Consider the following 17601-nt stretch of genomic DNA (forward strand, 5'->3'; position numbering starts at 1 on the left):
CGTGTGTACTAATGATATGAATGAACTTGGCTATACCTAAATAACATCAACAGAATTTGAAGTTTCTTGGGTATCAGCGAATTTACGGCTTCAGCTTAGTACAAATCTACACACGCAGATTAACGAGTGGGGAAGACCATGATGCTGCTTTTGATTGGGAAGTGACAATGGGAGCAGGCGCTTCAGACGACAAAAAACCCAGAAAAACTGGGCTTTTTGTTACCATCGAGCTTAATTTACGATGTCATCATCAGATAAGCTCAATGTAAGTCGTTCGTGTGTACTAATGATATGAATGAACTTGGCTATACCTAAATAACATCAACAGAATTTGAAGTTTCTTGGGTATCAGCGAATTTACGGCTTCAGCTTAGTACAAATCTACACACGCAGATTAACGAGCACGGAAGACAATACGTCCTTTTGTTAGGTCGTAAGGCGTCATTTCAACAGTAACTTTGTCACCTGTTAAAATACGGATGTAGTTTTTGCGCATTTTTCCAGAAATATGTGCAACAACCACGTGACCATTTTCTAGTTCAACACGGAACATTGTGTTTGGTAGCGTATCAAGGACAGTGCCTTGCATTTCAATTACGTCTTCTTTCGCCATGTGTAGCGTATCACCTCTTGGTTAAATTAAACGATGCAGATTTTGCCCAAAAGCGGGGAATAAGTAAAGTTACAAGACAATTTTTTGTTAATTTGTTCTTGTTTTAAGCCAGTACACTTCAATTCTCTGCTTGGATGCTACTACACAAAGCAACAATATGGATGAGTGGTAGCGATAAGGTGTGGATTCTACCACAACTATTTCGACTAGTAACGAGTGAATACTAGACTCTTTACGCTTTGGCTTACGTTTTTTGGCTATGATACGTTGAACAGCAGGTTTAAGTGTATAGCTACACAGAATAAGGTACTAAGGTTCAATATCTAACCAAATATCTTTTACGAGTTTTTGAGCAGGCAAAAACTGTGTTTTATAACGCATTTTTTTACACTCATCAATTTGGTAACCCAAATACAGATAGGGCTTCCCTTGTTTTGCCGCCTGTTCAATTTGAGCCATAATCATAATCGAGCCAACACTTAGTGATTCATAATCAGGGTCGAAAAACGTGTAAATGGCCGATAACGAATTAGGCATTGAATCAGTTACTGCAACAGCAATGAGCTTATCGTGATGCCATAGCTCAACGAAAACAATATTCATCCACCTACAAAACAAAAAGCTCTCATATTGTAGGTGATTGGGAGGGTACATTGAGCCATCACTATGTCTCAATGTAATGTACTTTTCATACAGTGGGTAGTATTCGGGGCGCTCTTGATGACTTATAACAATCTGATAGTCTTGGTTAAGCTTATTACGTTTACGGCGTTGAGACTTACTGGCTTTATACTTTGCTGTTAATACTCTAACAGATTGACAAGCGGAGCATGATGGGCAGTGAGGTCGATAAATTTGATCGCCACTGCGACGAAATCCCAACGCAAGTAACTGTTCAAATCTATCTGGGCTGTAACAATTTGGGTCGAGAATAACCAGTAACTGTTCCTTCTGTTCAGGTAAATAACTACAACTAAATTGTTGGCTTAGTCCAATTTTAGAGGGAAAGTGTTCATTCATAGATAGCTTTCAGCTCCTGAGGCTGCCACATAGATGATGGGACCTGAAATTGTCCCGCCAATTTAAGTCTAGTCAAAAACTCAGGCCTTGGTATAACTTTTAACCCTAAACTTGTCAGATAAGGGTTTTCTAATTGACAATCAATAAATGAAGCCTTATGCGCCTTTAGCCAATTAACCAGCGCCCACATCGCCATTTTTGATGTGTTGGGAACGGTATGAAACATAGATTCACCACAAAAAACACCAGACTGCATGATCCCGTATAAACCACCGACTAGCTTTTCCTCATGCCAGATTTCAACGCTGTGTGCGATCCCTTGAATGTGGGCTTGTTGATACGCAGATAGCATGGCATTGGTGATCCAAGTACCTTCAGCAGCCATTCTTTGATCACGGCATGCTTCTATCACTTGATTAAAGGCGGTATTGACTGTAACGGTCGGCTTCAATTTTCGCTGGGCTTTTTTTAATGTTTTACCACAATGAAACTCGTCAAGTTCGAGAATACCACGCTCACTTGGCGTCCACCACATAATAGGTTCTCCCTCGTTAAACCAAGGAAATACGCCATTCGCATAGGCTTGTTTTAATCGCTCAACGCGTAGACACCCACCAACTGCTAACAGTCCGTCAGGTTCTAATAAAGCGTAATGATTGGGTGGAAATCTGAAGTCATTTTTAGACAGGTGAAATAGCTGTTGGACCATCAAGCAAACTACGAATTTGTTATTTACGACAATATAGCAAATTAACCTGAGCTTCGGATAATTAATGCCTTTCTAGCAGCCAGTTTTAGCGCTAACTGCGTTGAATTCACATCCAATAGCCAGATATTGGTACGTAAATTAACCTTGTTATCCCCAAAACTGTCTGGCTAGAGAAGGGATAACTTCATGTGGTCTTGAAAACAATGAGTCAGCTCATTCCTTATCCAAACCTCAGGTTAATTAAGATGAGGATAACAGGGGGCCGTGAACACAGACCCCTACTTTTTACGAACAGAAAAGACTACTTTTGGCTATCAAGAAAGCGTTCTGCGTCTAACGCTGCCATACAACCTGTGCCTGCAGAGGTAATAGCTTGGCGATAGATGTGGTCAGAGACGTCACCGGCAGCAAATACTCCCTCAACACTAGTTTGAGTTGCATTACCATTTAGACCAGACTGAACCACCAAGTAGCCATCTTTCATTTCTAACTGGCCTTCAAACATATCTGTGTTTGGTTTATGACCGATAGCAATAAACACGCCTGCAAGGTCAAGCTGCTCAGTTGCATCAGAATCAGTATCCTTAATGCGGATACCTGTTACACCCATTTCATCACCTAATACTTCATCTAGTGTACGATTTAGGTGAAGCACAACATTACCGTTCGCTGCTTTATCCATTAGGCGATCGGCAAGAATCTTCTCACTGCGAAATGAGTCGCGACGGTGAATAACATGTACTTCTTCCGCGATATTTGAGAGGTAAAGCGCCTCTTCAACTGCAGTGTTACCACCACCTACCACTGCCACTTTTTGGCCTCTGTAGAAGAAACCGTCGCAGGTAGCACAAGCTGATACACCACGACCTTGGAATGCGGTTTCTGATTCAAGTCCTAAGTACTTAGCTGATGCGCCAGTCGCGATAATAAGCGCATCACAGGTATACGTACCTTGGTCTCCTGTTAGCGTGAACGGACGCTTTGTGACATCAACCTTATTGATATGGTCGAAAATGATCTCAGTTTCGAAACGCTCCGCATGCTCTTTCATACGATCCATTAACGCAGGACCCGTCAAGCCGTGTGCATCACCAGGCCAGTTTTCAACTTCGGTTGTGGTTGTCAGCTGACCACCTTGCTGCATACCAGTAATTAGCACTGGGTTTAAATTAGCTCGTGCAGCATAAACTGCCGCTGTATAGCCTGCAGGGCCTGAACCTAAAATCAACAGTTTGCAGTGTTTTGCGTCGCTCATGTAATTTTCCTAACTATATATTCTAAAAATTGCGATAAAGCAGAAGTTTGTTCGATTCTATGTAATTCAATAGCGAAGTAAATAAAAAACAGCAAACAGATTTGAAAGAAATTGGCAACTTGTCAAAAAATTTGTACTGTGTTGTTTTTAAATCGTCTATTGAGTAGACAGATTTAACTAAAGCAAACAAAAAAACTTCTCTATTTCATGACCTCTGGAGGTTTTTTTGATATGTTTTAGAGAATTTTGTTTTGCTATCACGAGTTGATAGTCTAATTGAAAAGGTACATATGGCATTTTGGCAAAATACCCCAGGCTTTGGGCTAAGTGCGCAAGATTGTGAGGTGCTAACTGATGCTAAACAATATCATCAGACACTCTTAAAATTAATTTCACAGGCAAAGACGCGCATCTACATAACAGCACTCTATCTTCAGGATGATGAAGCGGGCCGGGAAGTGCTACATGCGTTGCATCAGGCCGCACAACAAAATCCAGCTTTAGATGTCAAAGTTTTGGTTGATTTTCATCGAGCCCAGCGTGGTCTAATCGGAGCTGAAAAGTCAGAAGGCAATGCCAAACTATATTGCGATTTGAAAGCGCAGTTAGGCACGCAAGTTGAAGTGTATGGTGTGCCTGTAAAAGCAAAAGAGCTATTTGGTGTGTTGCACCTTAAAGGCTTTGTTTTAGATGATACCGTTTTGTATAGCGGTGCAAGTTTGAACAATGTTTACTTGCATCAAGACGATAAATATCGACTTGATCGTTACTTCTTAATTCAACATCCTGAGTTGGCTGATAGCTTTTGTGATTTTACGGATAAAGTACTGATTGCCTCGGATGCGGTACCAAGATTGGATATTAGACCTCTACCGACGCTGCTTGATATTCGAACTGAGCAAAAGCAATTGATGAAGCAGCTTAAAAAAGCTAGTTACGATGTCTCTAAAGCAACAAGTTGGAGCGGGTTAACTGTGAGGCCTTTTTTGGGTTTTGGCCGCAGAACAAATAAACTAAACCGTTTAATCAAAGCGTTATTTGACACCACAGAGCAAGAGTTGGTGCTGTACACGCCATATTTTAACTTTCCTGCGCCTTTACTGCGCTCATTAAGACGTTTGTTAAAAACAGGTAAAAAGGTAACGATTGTTGTGGGTGACAAGACTGCAAATGATTTTTACATTAGCCCTGATCAGCCATTTAACCGTATTGCCGCATTGCCATATTTATACGAGACGATTTTGTATAAGTTCGTAAAATCGCAGCGTCGTTATATCAATTCAGGCTTGCTTGATGTTTACCTTTGGCAAGACGGTAATAATTCATTCCACCTAAAAGGTGTAAGCAGAGATGGCAATACGCATTTAATGAGTGGCCATAACCTCAACCCGCGAGCATGGGGGCTAGATATTGAAAACGGTATTTTAATTGAAGACCCTGAGCAGGCAATTCTTCCTCAAATCGAGCTAGAAAAGCAAGCAGTTCTGCAACATTGTCGACGTCTCAATGGTCATGAGGATCTAGAAACGATAGCAGACTACCCAGCGCCCGTTAAAAAGTTATTAGGGCAAGCGAAGCGGGTGAAGGTAGACTTTATTATTAAGCGTTTTATTTGATTAGCTTTTAGTTATATCACATTACAGTTTGCATAAACAAAAAGGGACGGTTGTCCCTTTTTATTTACCAGTTTATTACTCTGTTACTGTTACTGTTACTGTTACTGTTGCTTGTACGCGTCATTGTGCGAGCTTGCTGCGCGACCAGAAGGGTCCGCATTATGTTGAAATGACGAATCCCAAGCGAGGGCTTCAGGGGTTGAGCATGCAACTGATTTGCCATGTGGCACGCATTTGGCCGCAGCCTCTCCAGGAAAATGTGATTCAAAAATAGTACGATAATAGTAAGCTTCTTTGCTGTCAGGAGTATTAATTGGGTAACGGTAATGCGCGTTTTCCAGATCAGAATCACTTACCTGTTGAGCGACATAGTCTTTAAGCGAATCTATCCAACTGTATCCTACACCATCAGAGAATTGCTCTTTTTGACGCCAAAGCACCTCATTTGGCAAGTAGCCGTCGAAGGCTTCACGAATAATATGCTTCTCGATCCGTCCATCTTTACACATTTTATAGTCAGGGTTCGTACGCATTGCAATATCGATAAACTCTTTATCTAAGAATGGCACTCGTGCTTCTACGCCCCAAGCGGCCATTGATTTGTTTGCACGTAAACAGTCAAACATGTGGAGTTTAGAAACTTTACGGTTGAGTTCGTTGTGGAACTCCTCAGCGTTTGGCGCTTTATGGAAATATAAATAACCACCAAATAGCTCATCAGCACCTTCGCCTGACAGCACCATTTTAATACCCATAGCTTTGATATAGCGAGCCATTAGATACATAGGTGTAGAAGCCCGAATTGTGGTCACATCATACGTTTCAAGATGATAGACCACTTCTTTAAGGGCATCGATCCCTTGTTGTACAGTAAAGTGAATAGGGTGGTGTATCGTGCCGATTTTATCGGCTACCTTTTGTGCCGCGGCCAGATCGGGTGAGCCGGCTAAACCAATAGAGAAAGAATGGAGTTTTGGCCACCACGCATCAGAAGCGCCATCGTCTTCAATACGCTTTGCCGCAAACTGTTGTGTAATTGCTGAGATGACAGAAGAGTCAAGACCACCTGATAGCAGCACACCATATGGAACATCACACATAAGCTGACGTTTAACAGCTGCCTCTAATCCATTTTTAACCGCTTCAGGGCTAGCATCGTTGCTTTTAACTGCTTTAAAATCTTGCCAGTCGCGCTGATAATAAGGTCTAGCTCCCCCTTCTTTAGAATACCAGTAATGTCCAGGAGGAAACTCTTCGATTTGTGTACAAATTGGAGTGAGTGCCTTCATTTCACTTGCAACATAGAGGTTTCCACTCTGATCTCTTCCAGTGTACAGTGGAATAATACCAATGTGGTCGCGACCGATTAAAAAAGCATCTTTGGTCTCATCGTAAAGACAAAACGCAAAAATCCCATTTAGGTCGTCTAAAAACTCAGGCCCCTTTTGTTTGTATAGTGCCAAGATGACTTCACAATCGGACTCTGTTTGAAATTCAAATGGCACAGTGAGTGATGCTGCGAGTTCTTTATGGTTATAAATTTCACCATTGACCGCTAAAATATTGGTTTTTTCTGGGTTAAATAATGGCTGTGCGCCACTAGATACTCCAACAATTGCTAAGCGCTCGTGCACCAATATTGCTTTTTCACTTGAATAAACACCAGACCAGTCAGGACCGCGGTGTCGGAGCTTCTTGGACATCTCAATCGCTTGTTCGCGCAGCGCTAAGGGGTCGGTCTTGATATCAAGTACGCCAAAAATTGAACACATAATTCCTCATTCCTATTGATGTGTTGATTTTAATAACAAATTATTATTACCAATGCTGACAAATCACATTGGACTTTCTCTGTTCTATCAAAAATAAATTGATAAGTCACACAATGAAATAGGGAATATGTGAATTTTTTGTGATTTAAAATGGTGCAACATTGCACCATTTAGGGGAGAGGGGGGGTTAGTGTGTTGTGCCTGCAACAAGCTTTATATCTTGCTTCTGTGTGATAGCGCTAGTTATAAGTATTTTTATTCCTTTAACGAGAGTGTCGATTTCCATACTAGGTGCACCACTGTGGTGCGCAGCTTGAGATGGTAAATAAGGGATATGGACAAAGCCTCCTCGACAAGCCAAATCGTGCGTGCTTAAGTAATGCAATAATCCATACATAACATGATTGCACACGTATGTTCCGGCAGTGTGAGAAATGCTTGTAGGAACGCCCGCCTGTATCGCGCTCTTAAGCATGCTTTTAATAGGCAGTGTTGTAAAATAAGCATCTGGACCGTGTGTAACAACAGGGGTGTCTATGGGCTGATTACCTGCGTTATCAGCGATCCTTGCATCATTAATATTTATAGCGATGCGTTCGATAGAAATATCACAGCGACCACCAGCTTGCCCCAAGCAAATCACGACACTTGGATGATACTTATCAATCGCTTTGGTTAATGAGGCAATACTGGTATCGAACTCACAAGGGAGTTCTTTTGTGTGTATGATGTGCCCTTCAAGGGTTTCCCCCTCAAGTTGCTGTGCTAATTGCCATGAAGGATTGATTGACTCACCGTCAAAAGGGGTGAATCCGGTGACGAGGACACACGGCTTACTGTAACTGGACATTAAAAAACCACTCCATACATCAGGAAAATATTAATTATCAATAAAGTTATAGCAGTGGGTATTTGCACTTTAATGACTTGGTATTTATCTTTTAAATCTAGCAGTGCCGCTGGCACGATATTAAAGTTAGCAGCCATAGGGGTCATGAGTGTACCGCAATACCCTGAGTACATGCCAATTGCAACCAAAGGCGCAGGGGCTGCTCCGTGGCCTTGAATTAAAAAAGGTAAGGCAACGCCTGCTGTCATCACAGGAAATGCCGCGAACGCATTTCCCATTATCATAGTGAATAACGCCATACCCACGCAATACAGGGCAACCAGCATAAACCGGTTATCAGGGGAGATAAACAGTGTAACTAAATCTTGAATCGCCGTGCCTGTATTTGCAACAATAAAGACACCGCCAAGCATAGCAAGCATTTGCGGCAGAATAGCAGCCCAGCCTATGGAGTCGACTAAACGGCGAGATTCAGACAGCGCTTGCAAAGGACTGCCCTTAGTAATTCTCCAACTTATCAATAATGCTACAGTACAAGCCAGTGTTAACGCTGACAGTGTCACATGACTTTGGTCAAAAAAGTACAGCGTACCTAAGTGAAGATCATCAAGAATAATGGTGCAGATCACAGTAACAATTGGAATAATTACAGCTGGGATGAATAATTTGTTGCCAAAGCGTTTGGCATCTAGCGCCTTGAACTGCTCATCAGGTACGTCGTAGGTGCCCATTGAGACCATATTCATTCCCGCTAACAGGGCAATAACAATCACGCTCACACCAACCCATAAATAGGTGATCTGTTCACCAACTAAAGTGATAGAAACATCGCCAAACATAAAAACAGAGCCAAAAAGAAACCAAAACAGCGCAGTGCTTAAACGCTTTGGGTGGGCGCTATCTTGTAGGGTTTTTATCACCAAAAACATGACGATAAAACCGATGAGTAAATAAACATTGTTAATAGATAGGAGTGCTAGAGGCTCTGGCGCTTGCTCTACAGACTTCATAACGAGCCTTCCTTAAACATAGTGGTGCTATCGTCAGTAGCACTGGCTTGCTTAGTTTGCTGCTGGCAACGGGCGATTTCGGTACGAATTTTTGCCTCAAATCGCGCAAGGCGAAATAAGTGAACCACTAACGCGGCAATCGCTGTGGGAATTGCCCAAAGACCAATATGTAATGGCTCTATTCCGGCGATGCCATTTTCTTTTAAAAACGCGTCCATTAGCAATACGGCGCCAAAGGCGATAAAAATATCCTCGCCGAAGAATACGGCAATATTATCACAGGCTGCAGCATGGGCACCTATCATATCCTTAACGGCTTGTGGTAAGTCACCATACTGGTTTGCTGCTGCACCTACTGCCATAGGTGCAAGTAGAGGGCGTACGGTTTGTGCTTGACCAGCTAAATTAATCAGTCCAAGTGCTGCTGCACATTCACGTACAACAAAATAGATACTTAAGATCCGCGAAGTCGTGGCACCTTTGATACTGGCTACCCAAGTTTTAGCGCGTTGCTGAAGCCCATAGCGCTCAAGAATAGCAATGACGGGTAAAATAAGTAGGAAGCTTGCTAGTTGACGAGAGTTCATAAACTTTTCACCAAATGTGGCTATTAAGGCGATAAAATCAATACCAACGGCAAATCCGGTCACTAAACCAGCGGCAGTGACAACCAACAGAGGGTTAAAACGCATTGCAAAGCCAAGAACAATGACCGCAATACCAGAAAGGGGAAGAAAGTTAATCTCATTCATATTGTTATTCTTTTTTGTTGAGTGCTAACTTTAGCTGATTAAGGTGTGATTTTACTCTATGTCGCTGCTTGGCAGTATGAGTTGTAGACGTTGATTTTAGATGCAGACAATCACCGGCACTCAGTTGGCTGAGATGGCGCATATCTGCTTCTGTGATCACACCAATAATTGGATAACCACCTGTAGTCTGGCAATCATTCATTAAAATTATAGGCTCACCACTTGGAGGAAGCTGAATGACGCCTGGGTGAACGGCTTGTGTCGCAATGCTGTGATTATGTGTTAGTGCCTTGTGACTGCTGAGCCTGATACCCATACGATTACTGTTAGGATGCACTTTCCAGATGGTTTGGTTCAATATATCAAAGACGTGAGGTGAGACTAGTTGTGCATGGGGGCCAGGAGTAAAATGAATGAGCTTTTCATAGCTCGGTTGCAATGCACCAAGAGCGGGTTTTGCCTGCGCTTGTTGATAATACAGTTTATCACCCACCTTTAATGCTCGACCATGCAGCCCACCAAAGCCTGCCATGAGATCGGTGGAGTAGCTGCCAAGCTGCTGGTCAATATTAAGAAATCCACCTTCAACCAGCAGGTAAGCACGTACGCCATCTCTACTTTGCTTAAAGCTTAGTCTATCGCCAGCCTTGGCGCTGTAGCGCCAACATGGATATATATCTGTATCATTCAAGCAAGCATTAAGATCTGCGCCAGCAATAACAAAATTAGCCGGAGCGTGAAATATAAATTCGCATAACCCTATTGTGATCTCAATGGCCGCTGTATTTTCATGATTTGCTAGTAAAGCGTTAGCAAGACGTAGTGCTAGCGGGTCTAATGCGCCAGCTTGACTCACGCCGAGGTGGCGCATTCCACGCCTACCAAGATCTTGTACACTCGACAGTGGCCCTGGTTTAATAACTTCTAACATGATTTCTCCACAAAACGCACTGTATCACCAGGCTGCAATAAGCACACGGATTCTGACTCTGCGTCAAATAATGTTGAGTCTGTTTGCCCCAACAGATGCCACCCGCCAGGTGAGCCACAAGGATATACAGCAGTGTAGCTATCTGCAATTGCGATGCTACCTTTGGGAACATGAGTTATAGGGGTTGATTTTCTGGGAAGGTGGAGTTGAGCTGGCAGGCCCGAAAGATAAGCAAATCCGGGTAAAAACCCCATAAATTGCACTTGATAATCGACACTGGTGTGAAGGCGAATAAGTTGTTCATGCGTCAGTGCTAATCGGTTTGCTACATCGCCAAAGTCTTGACCAAATTCACCCCCATAATTCACGGAGATATGGTGCAGCTTAGACTCGAACGAATCCATCTCAAGATCATTCCATTTTTCTACGATTACTTGTTGCCATTGCTTTATTTTTTCTGGGTTGATTAGATATGCCGTAATTGAAGACATCGCGGGAACGACATCAATAAAGGCATCGCTACTATCTAGCCATTTTTTTAATGCAAAAAGCTTTTGATTAAGCTTTGGTTGCGTCGCTATGTGGCAAGCCACATCAATTACAATCGCGCGCTCTCCCAATAGATAACAGCTGACATTGGTCATAGAAAACAAAGTATTACTTTAGTAAAAATTATGTTTCTTATAACACACCTTGTAATTTAAACGAAGCGATTACGTTTACTGAGTACTTTTCGATGAATAACCTGAACTTGGGGTGAGAAGTGAGTGAATTAGCTAGGATACCAAAGCGCAAAAGGCGTAATGCCGCTTTAGCCAGACTAATATAAGGCAAACTTATTCGCCAATAGCTAGCCTATTGGCAGTGAATTTAACGCAGTTAACGCTACAGCCTTTCTACTAGAAAGGCATTAACTATCATAAGGTTAGATAAAATAGTAAAGCCGCGATATTCGCGGCTTTACTTTAGCTTAACTAGAAGTAAGGCTATTTATTATTAAGTAACCATTGGCTTAAAAGACGAACGCCATATCCAGTACCACCGGTTGGGATTTCATCTTTAGCTGAGCTTGATAATGCGTTTCCAGCAATATCAAGGTGAACCCATCTAGTATCACCAGCAAATTGCTGTAAGAAAGTAGCAGCAGTTGTGGCACCTGGGCCACCAGATCCCACGTTTTGGAAGTCTGCAATGTCAGACTTTAGTTTTTCTTTATAGCCAAGCGGTAAGCGCCATACGTTCTCGTTAACTACTTTACCAGCATTAGTGAATTGAGTGATTAACGCATCATCCTCAGAGAATATCGCAGAGTAATCATTGCCTACTGCACGGATCTTTGAGCCTGTTAGTGTTGCAACATCAACCATGATCTCCGGACTATAGAATTTACGTGCGTACCACATCGCATCAGACAGCACTAATCGGCCTTCAGCGTCAGTGTTTACGACTTCTACACTGATCCCTTCAGCGGTGCGAAGTACATCTCCAGGTGCGATTGCATACTGGGAAACCATGTTAGCAGCCATACCCATTACGGCTACAACGTTAACATCTGCTTTGCTAAGTGCCATTGCTTTTACGGTGCCAAGTACCGCTGCAGCACCCGCCATATCTGACTTCATGCGTGCTATAGAGGCACCTGTTTTGATGCTGTAACCACCAGAGTCGAAGGTGATCCCTTTACCCACAAGGGCAATCGGCGTTTCGTTGTTTCCTTTGTAATGCGCAACTACCAAACGTGAACCGTGCTCACTGCCTCGACCGACACCTTCAAGTGCGCCCATGCCCAGCTCTTTTAGCGCCTCAGGTGCAAGAATTTTTACTTCAACACCGTATTGTTCAAGCTCTTTTGCCGCGTTTGCGAAGTCAACAGGAGTCATTTCAGTGGCAACTTCAGATGTCAAATCACGCGCTAAAAATACGCCTTGTTGAATGTGTGCAAGCTTTTGATAATGCGATTGAGCAGCTTTCTTATCTGCAACATCTAAGTGATAGCTGACGTTGAAGGTCTTTGGTTCTTTTTTATAAACTTCAAAAGTATGGTCACGTAAGTTTGCACCGTGCGCAAACTGTGCGGCTAGTTCAGCATTAGAGAGTTTGCCGTTCACCTCATCAAAAGCGATTGCAACATTTTCAAGCTTTTTAGCTTCAAACTTAGCATGCAAGTTACCGCCAAGCTTGGTCAACTTACTTGCATCAAGTTGCTCAGATTCACCTAAACCAACGATGAAGATGCGTTTATAATCAGAGTCTACAGGAGCTAGTACCTCTACCGTTTTGCCATAAGCACCTTTGAAATCTTCAGCAGCAATTGCACGCTGTAATTGCTTGCGAGTATCTTTGTCTAAAAACTTTAAGTTACTTTGATTTTCACCTGCTTGAAAAATAACCAGAGCATCAGCGTCTGAAAGTGTTGAGTTAAACTTAAAGTCAGCAGCATTTGCTGAAGCTAGGCTGGCAACTGCTAGCGCTAGAGCAGAAAGGCGCGTAGTCAATGACATATTTTTATCCTCAGATAACTAAAACTGCGCCGTTTTTACCTTAAATAGATAAAATTAGACACTATTTGTCGTTGAAGTAACAGGTTTTACCGTTCAGTGACATTTGGTAAGCGGCTTGTCATTCCAATACCCAAGAGCGTAATAACTATGTATAAACCAAGTAACGCATTAATTGAGAATACTGAAGCGATAATCCCAAGTAGGCTTGTTAATAATAATATGATACCGATCATCGTGTTGCTCAACGTAACATAACTAGTCCGTTTATTGCCGTCGGCCATGTCTACAACATATGTTTTTCGGCCAACTCTGACGCCTTGGTGAGCAATTGCAATTACAAAGTAGCAAATTGGAATAAACCATACTTGTGTTAAAACGCTAGGGTAGAGTACAGAGGCGATGAGTACTGTCAGCGTTACGATAACGGTGAGTATTGCACCGAGTATCATGACTTGTTTGCTCGACTTGTCTGCAAGACGCCCCCAAAAGGCGCCACTGGTTAGGCTTGCAACTCCTGAAACACCCAACAAAATTGCTAACACCCAGACTGCATTACTGATATTTTGTTGCGCCAATACAGTGAAGTAAGGAGGTATAAGTGCAGAGCTTAATAATAATCCCCGCGCAAATATAAAATTTCTAAGCATACGGTCTGTTTTCAGTAGTGTAAGCTCTTGTTTGATCTTGTGTAGGCCATTTTCACCGCCGTCTGTCGCACCTGCATACTCATTAATTTGCGCAAAAACAAATGCGCCAATAATCCAAAAAACGGCTGCAAGCAGCAAAGTGAGGACAAAGTTAATGTTGCCAAACTCAGTTGCAGCGTAAAATAAGCCAACGCCAAAAGTAACGGTGACAAGTCCACTAATGGATGAGGCTTGACCACTTAATTGCCCGCGTTTTTGTTTTGGGATCGTCTTCCCTAACACATCTTTTGAAGATACTGAACTTAGGCTTCTTGCAACACTAAAAACCACCAATAACCCAAGTACAAGCCAAGCATACAGTAAGTTTTCAGTTTGTTGCCATGCCAAGGCTGCCATTAAAATAACGCAACCCGACTGTATCAGTGCACCGAGTGACCATAGCAATTTGCGTTTTGCATGTTGTCTTACCCATTGTCCAATGAACAGTTGAGGGATAAGTGAACCTGATTCTCTAATCGGCACTAACGCTGAAATCATAAAAGCGGGTGCTCCGAGGGATTGCATCAGCCATGGCAGTGTTATTTTTGGGTTGAGTAGTGCATCCGCTAACTTGCTAAAAAGTTGACTTAGTAAAATTAGAACATAGTTGCCAGGCACCTCTTTACAAGCTTTGTCGTCGATGGCCTTACAAGCTCGGGCTTCATCGTCATTGGTCAATTTTTGATAGAGACTTTCACTGAACTTATCCACACCGTTTTCCTTGTTATTGCCGCTGCTATAGCGGCTGCTATAAATGTAATACTCAAATCATGACAGAGGGAAGATGAAAGAATCATTAACTTCTGTCGGTCTGATCCAATACGTAAGAAATAGCATTTAGTTTATATCTACTTTGTGTACTTACATCGAGAAAGGTGCTCGTTATTGCAAGGTTAGTTAATTGCGCATGTATTGTGAGAGGTGAAAAATGAAAATGGTGTATCTTGCTGTGGCAGCAGGGGGATTGATTTTGGCGGGCAGTGCAATTACTGCAAACGCGGGCACTGGTATGCCAGAGCCTAAAGTAGATGGCGCGAGTAACCATATAAAAACGTTAGTCCTTGGATCTGGTTGTTTTTGGGGGCCTGAAAAGCGTTATGAGAAAATGACCGGTGTGATTGACGCTGAATCAGGTTATGCTGATGGCAAAGGCTTTACCCCAACTTATAAAGAAATCATCAAGGCAAGTCGACGATTTGATGAGAATAATTATGCTGAGGTAGTGAAAGTTACATACAATGCAAATTTATTGACGACAGAAGCCTTGTTGAAATCGTATTTTGAGAGCCATGACCCGACCCAAAGTAATCGACAAGGAAATGATGTGGGAACTCAATATCGCTCGATTATACTGTATTCAGATACGCAGCAGGGTGATACGGCTGAGGCAGTAAAAGTGCAGTTTCAGCAACGCCTGAGTAATGCGGGTTTTGGCAAGATCCAAACTTCTATTAAGCCACTCAGAAAGTTTTACCCAGCTGAGGAGTACCATCAAAACTATTTAGCTAAAAACCCGAATGGCTATTGCCCTGATCACAGTACTGGCGTGACCTTTGAGAAAGCTGAAAAAACTGAGGTTGACAACAGCTTGCTCTTAACGGGAAAGCATATTGTGATTATCGACTCTAGGAGCTACTGCCCATACTGCGAAAAGCTTAAAAAAGAGGTCATTAATGATTATCAAGGTGATATTCCGCTGCATTTTCGCTTTGCAGATCAACTCCAGGGTTTAACCATTAAGACCGCAACTTGGGCAACGCCGACGATTCTTTTTACGGAGAATGGTAAAGAATCATATGGTTTCCAGGGTTATATGAAAAGGAGTGACTTCTATAAAGCACTAGGGGCTTTTAAACTAGGGCGCTCTGAGGCTTTTAATATTGCCTTTCAAAAGGGAACCGAACGGCCGTTCTGTAAACAATACGATATTTTTAAAAATACTCCAGATGGCGTTTTTGTGGATAAACTCAGTGGCAAAGCATTATTTGATACTCGAGATAGATTTAACTCAGGTACTGGTTGGCTCTCTTTTACTCACCCAGTAGAGGGAAGCGTCACCTATCATCAAGACTTGAGTCACGCCATGGTAAGAACCGAAATTCGGTCTAAAAGTAGCGGGATCCATTTAGGTCATGTTTTTAAAAATGAAGGGCCAAAGGGAGAAGACCGTTATTGTATCAACGCCCAAGTACTAGAGTTTAAATTGAGAGATAAGTTCAGCAAATAGCACTCAGTGATAAGCAGACACTTAATATATTTTCATCCAGTAGTGAGCGTACTGCACTTGGTATAAATTAGATTGCCAAAGAGCCAAAATAAGCGTATACATCGCGCTGAATGATAGTTTTAATTTTAGGCATATTTGTGGACTTTTTCTGGGTACTTTTACTCATCACTTTGAGTGCGGTTTTCGCACTCTGTGAAATTTCATTAGCTGCGGCGCGTAAAGTGAAATTACAAACTTTATTTGATCTTGGTGATGTCAGGGCAAAGAAAGTATTGTACTTACAGGCAAACGCGCATCAATTTTTTGCAGCAGTGCAAGTTGTGTTGAACGCATTGGCAATTGTTGCAGGTATGATTGGTGAGTCTGTTTTCACTCCCTATATCCTGCAATTACTCAATTGGGTAGCCAGTTTTATTTTTGCTGATGTTGCAGTGTATGCGTCGATTTTGCTGCAAATTTCCACCGTGCTCTCTTTCTTATTGATCACATCGTTATTTGTACTTTTTGCTGACTTGCTACCCAAGCGAATAGCGATGGTCATTCCTGAAAACATTGCGATGCGCTTTATATCCTTGATGTGAGCAAGTGTTTGGCTGTTTAAGCCGATTATTTGGTTGTTTAATGTCTTTGCTGACTGGATCATTAAATTATTTAATTTACCCAACGAACGAGATGAACAAGTAACACGAGATGATATTTATTCTGTGGTTGACCAGAGCGCAGAGCAAGGTGAGCTGTGTGAACATGAGTACAATATTATTGGGAATGTGCTGGATCTTAACCAAACCAATATTACCCAGGCGATGATCAATCGTGATGCGATTGTGTGGCTGGATGTTCAAGAGTCAGAAGAGAATCTAAGTAGTCTTATCCAGCGTCATAGTTTCCAACAGTATTTACTCTGTGATGGTTCGTTAGATAAAGTGGTTGCTGCACCTGAGGCGAAGCAATTATTAAGTAATATACTCGCTAATCGGCCACTGTTGGATGGTCACGACCATGACTTCCATAAGCCTGTCATATTGTTGGATACATTGAGTCTATCTGATGCACTGGATGGTCTGAAAAGTCATGAAAGCAATTGTGCTGTTGTGATTAATGAGTTTTCTACTGTAGTTGGTATGGTCACACTTTCGAGTATTTTAAATCTGATTGCATTAAAGGATGATCAAGCGATAGAGGCGCAATTTAGACAAAAAGACAACGCTCGTTGGTTGGTACAAGGTGATATGTCGATTAAAGACTTTCAAACTTCAGTGATTGAATATGAGTTCGAGCCAATAGAAGCGATAGAAACGTTAGCAGGATTTGTGATCCATAGACTAAAACATTTTCCAGTGGAAGGAGAGTCTCTTCAGGTCGAGGGATTTAAATTTAAAGTAATAGAGATCCAAGGTTTATCAATTAAGCAGATTGAAGTGATAAAAGAGCCGACAGTGTAAACTCGCTTAATCTTTAAGTATGGATGATAAGCAAACCTTGAAAGCCAATAATGTTGTCCATTATTACTAATACCTAATATTAAGCTAGATATTTATTGAAAATAACGGGATTATTTTTTGTCGCAACATTTTCATTAATGAAATTTTAATTATTATATTCTTGACCTTGATTATTTTCGGAATAGAATGGCTGCGTTTACGAAGTTCTGGGATTAGA

Annotated in this window: 15 protein-coding genes and 1 pseudogene; 4 read left to right on the forward strand and 12 right to left on the reverse strand. The window is 42.0% G+C overall.

The features are described from left to right. Window positions 1–394 precede the first annotated feature (394 nt). The 4 genes from infA to trxB form a co-directional block, all read right to left on the reverse strand. Window positions 395–613: a translation initiation factor IF-1 gene (gene infA / locus F9Y84_RS07600; RefSeq protein ID WP_058029687.1), complete on the reverse strand. Its 219-nt coding sequence runs from the start codon at window positions 611–613 to the stop codon at window positions 395–397. Between the two features lie 309 nt (window positions 614–922). Beyond that, on the reverse strand, window positions 923–1633 hold the full coding sequence (locus F9Y84_RS07605; protein WP_147389750.1) for an arginyltransferase: 711 nt from the start codon (window positions 1631–1633) through the stop codon (window positions 923–925). Continuing rightward, window positions 1626–2342, reverse strand: coding sequence for a leucyl/phenylalanyl-tRNA--protein transferase (gene aat, locus F9Y84_RS07610; RefSeq protein ID WP_147389748.1), 717 nt, complete (start codon window positions 2340–2342; stop codon window positions 1626–1628). The genes F9Y84_RS07605 and aat overlap by 8 nt, the downstream gene beginning before the upstream one ends. Before the next feature lie 301 nt (window positions 2343–2643). Then, window positions 2644–3597 (reverse strand): thioredoxin-disulfide reductase, encoded by a 954-nt coding sequence (gene trxB / locus F9Y84_RS07615; RefSeq protein WP_128730270.1) that lies wholly within the window; start codon window positions 3595–3597, stop codon window positions 2644–2646. A gap of 290 nt (window positions 3598–3887) precedes the next feature. Here trxB and pssA point away from each other — a divergent pair, with 290 nt between their 5' ends. After that, window positions 3888–5213, forward strand: a complete 1326-nt coding sequence (pssA, locus tag F9Y84_RS07620) for a CDP-diacylglycerol--serine O-phosphatidyltransferase (protein WP_147389747.1) — start codon at window positions 3888–3890, stop codon at window positions 5211–5213. Window positions 5214–5314: 101 nt separating this feature from the next. On the opposite strand, the gene asnB is transcribed toward pssA, so the two are convergent. From asnB to F9Y84_RS07660, 8 genes are all read right to left on the reverse strand, one after another. Then, window positions 5315–6985, reverse strand: coding sequence for an asparagine synthase B (gene asnB / locus F9Y84_RS07625; RefSeq protein WP_128730267.1), 1671 nt, complete (start codon window positions 6983–6985; stop codon window positions 5315–5317). 187 nt (window positions 6986–7172) lie between these two features. After that, window positions 7173–7835: a pyroglutamyl-peptidase I gene (pcp, locus tag F9Y84_RS07630; protein WP_147389745.1), complete on the reverse strand. Its 663-nt coding sequence runs from the start codon at window positions 7833–7835 to the stop codon at window positions 7173–7175. Further along, a complete protein-coding gene (locus F9Y84_RS07635; RefSeq protein WP_147389743.1) occupies window positions 7835–8845 on the reverse strand; it encodes a DUF979 domain-containing protein in 1011 nt (336 codons plus the stop codon). Before F9Y84_RS07635 ends, pcp begins: the two co-directional genes overlap by 1 nt. After that, the gene (locus tag F9Y84_RS07640) at window positions 8842–9597 is read right to left on the reverse strand and encodes a DUF969 domain-containing protein (RefSeq protein WP_147389741.1); all 756 of its coding nucleotides are present in this window, start codon (window positions 9595–9597) and stop codon (window positions 8842–8844) included. The genes F9Y84_RS07635 and F9Y84_RS07640 overlap by 4 nt, the downstream gene beginning before the upstream one ends. A 4-nt stretch (window positions 9598–9601) precedes the next feature. Further along, entirely contained in the window at window positions 9602–10528 is a 927-nt protein-coding gene (locus F9Y84_RS07645) for a 5-oxoprolinase subunit C family protein (RefSeq protein ID WP_147389739.1), read from the reverse strand. Beyond that, complete coding sequence (gene pxpB, locus F9Y84_RS07650) at window positions 10522–11172, reverse strand: 5-oxoprolinase subunit PxpB (RefSeq protein WP_147389737.1); 651 nt, start codon at window positions 11170–11172, stop codon at window positions 10522–10524. The genes F9Y84_RS07645 and pxpB overlap by 7 nt, the downstream gene beginning before the upstream one ends. Window positions 11173–11514: 342 nt before the next feature. After that, a complete protein-coding gene (locus F9Y84_RS07655; protein ID WP_147389735.1) occupies window positions 11515–13029 on the reverse strand; it encodes a leucyl aminopeptidase in 1515 nt (504 codons plus the stop codon). Window positions 13030–13115: 86 nt separating this feature from the next. Then, window positions 13116–14426 (reverse strand): MFS transporter, encoded by a 1311-nt coding sequence (locus F9Y84_RS07660; protein ID WP_147389733.1) that lies wholly within the window; start codon window positions 14424–14426, stop codon window positions 13116–13118. A 223-nt stretch (window positions 14427–14649) separates the two neighbouring features. Here F9Y84_RS07660 and msrA point away from each other — a divergent pair, with 223 nt between their 5' ends. The 3 genes and pseudogenes from msrA to F9Y84_RS22130 all read left to right on the forward strand — a co-directional run bounded on the left by msrA (window position 14650) and on the right by F9Y84_RS22130 (window position 17384). Next, on the forward strand, window positions 14650–15942 hold the full coding sequence (gene msrA, locus F9Y84_RS07665) for a peptide-methionine (S)-S-oxide reductase MsrA (protein WP_373865581.1): 1293 nt from the start codon (window positions 14650–14652) through the stop codon (window positions 15940–15942). Between the two features lie 137 nt (window positions 15943–16079). Further along, window positions 16080–16673: pseudogene (locus tag F9Y84_RS22125) on the forward strand (CNNM domain-containing protein); the annotation flags it as partial. A gap of 390 nt (window positions 16674–17063) precedes the next feature. After that, the gene (locus F9Y84_RS22130) at window positions 17064–17384 is read left to right on the forward strand and encodes a transporter associated domain-containing protein (RefSeq protein ID WP_225740721.1); all 321 of its coding nucleotides are present in this window, start codon (window positions 17064–17066) and stop codon (window positions 17382–17384) included. Window positions 17385–17601 lie beyond the last annotated feature (217 nt).

Source organism: Pseudoalteromonas peptidolytica, from assembly GCF_012641745.1.
GTDB lineage: Bacteria > Pseudomonadota > Gammaproteobacteria > Enterobacterales > Alteromonadaceae > Pseudoalteromonas > Pseudoalteromonas peptidolytica.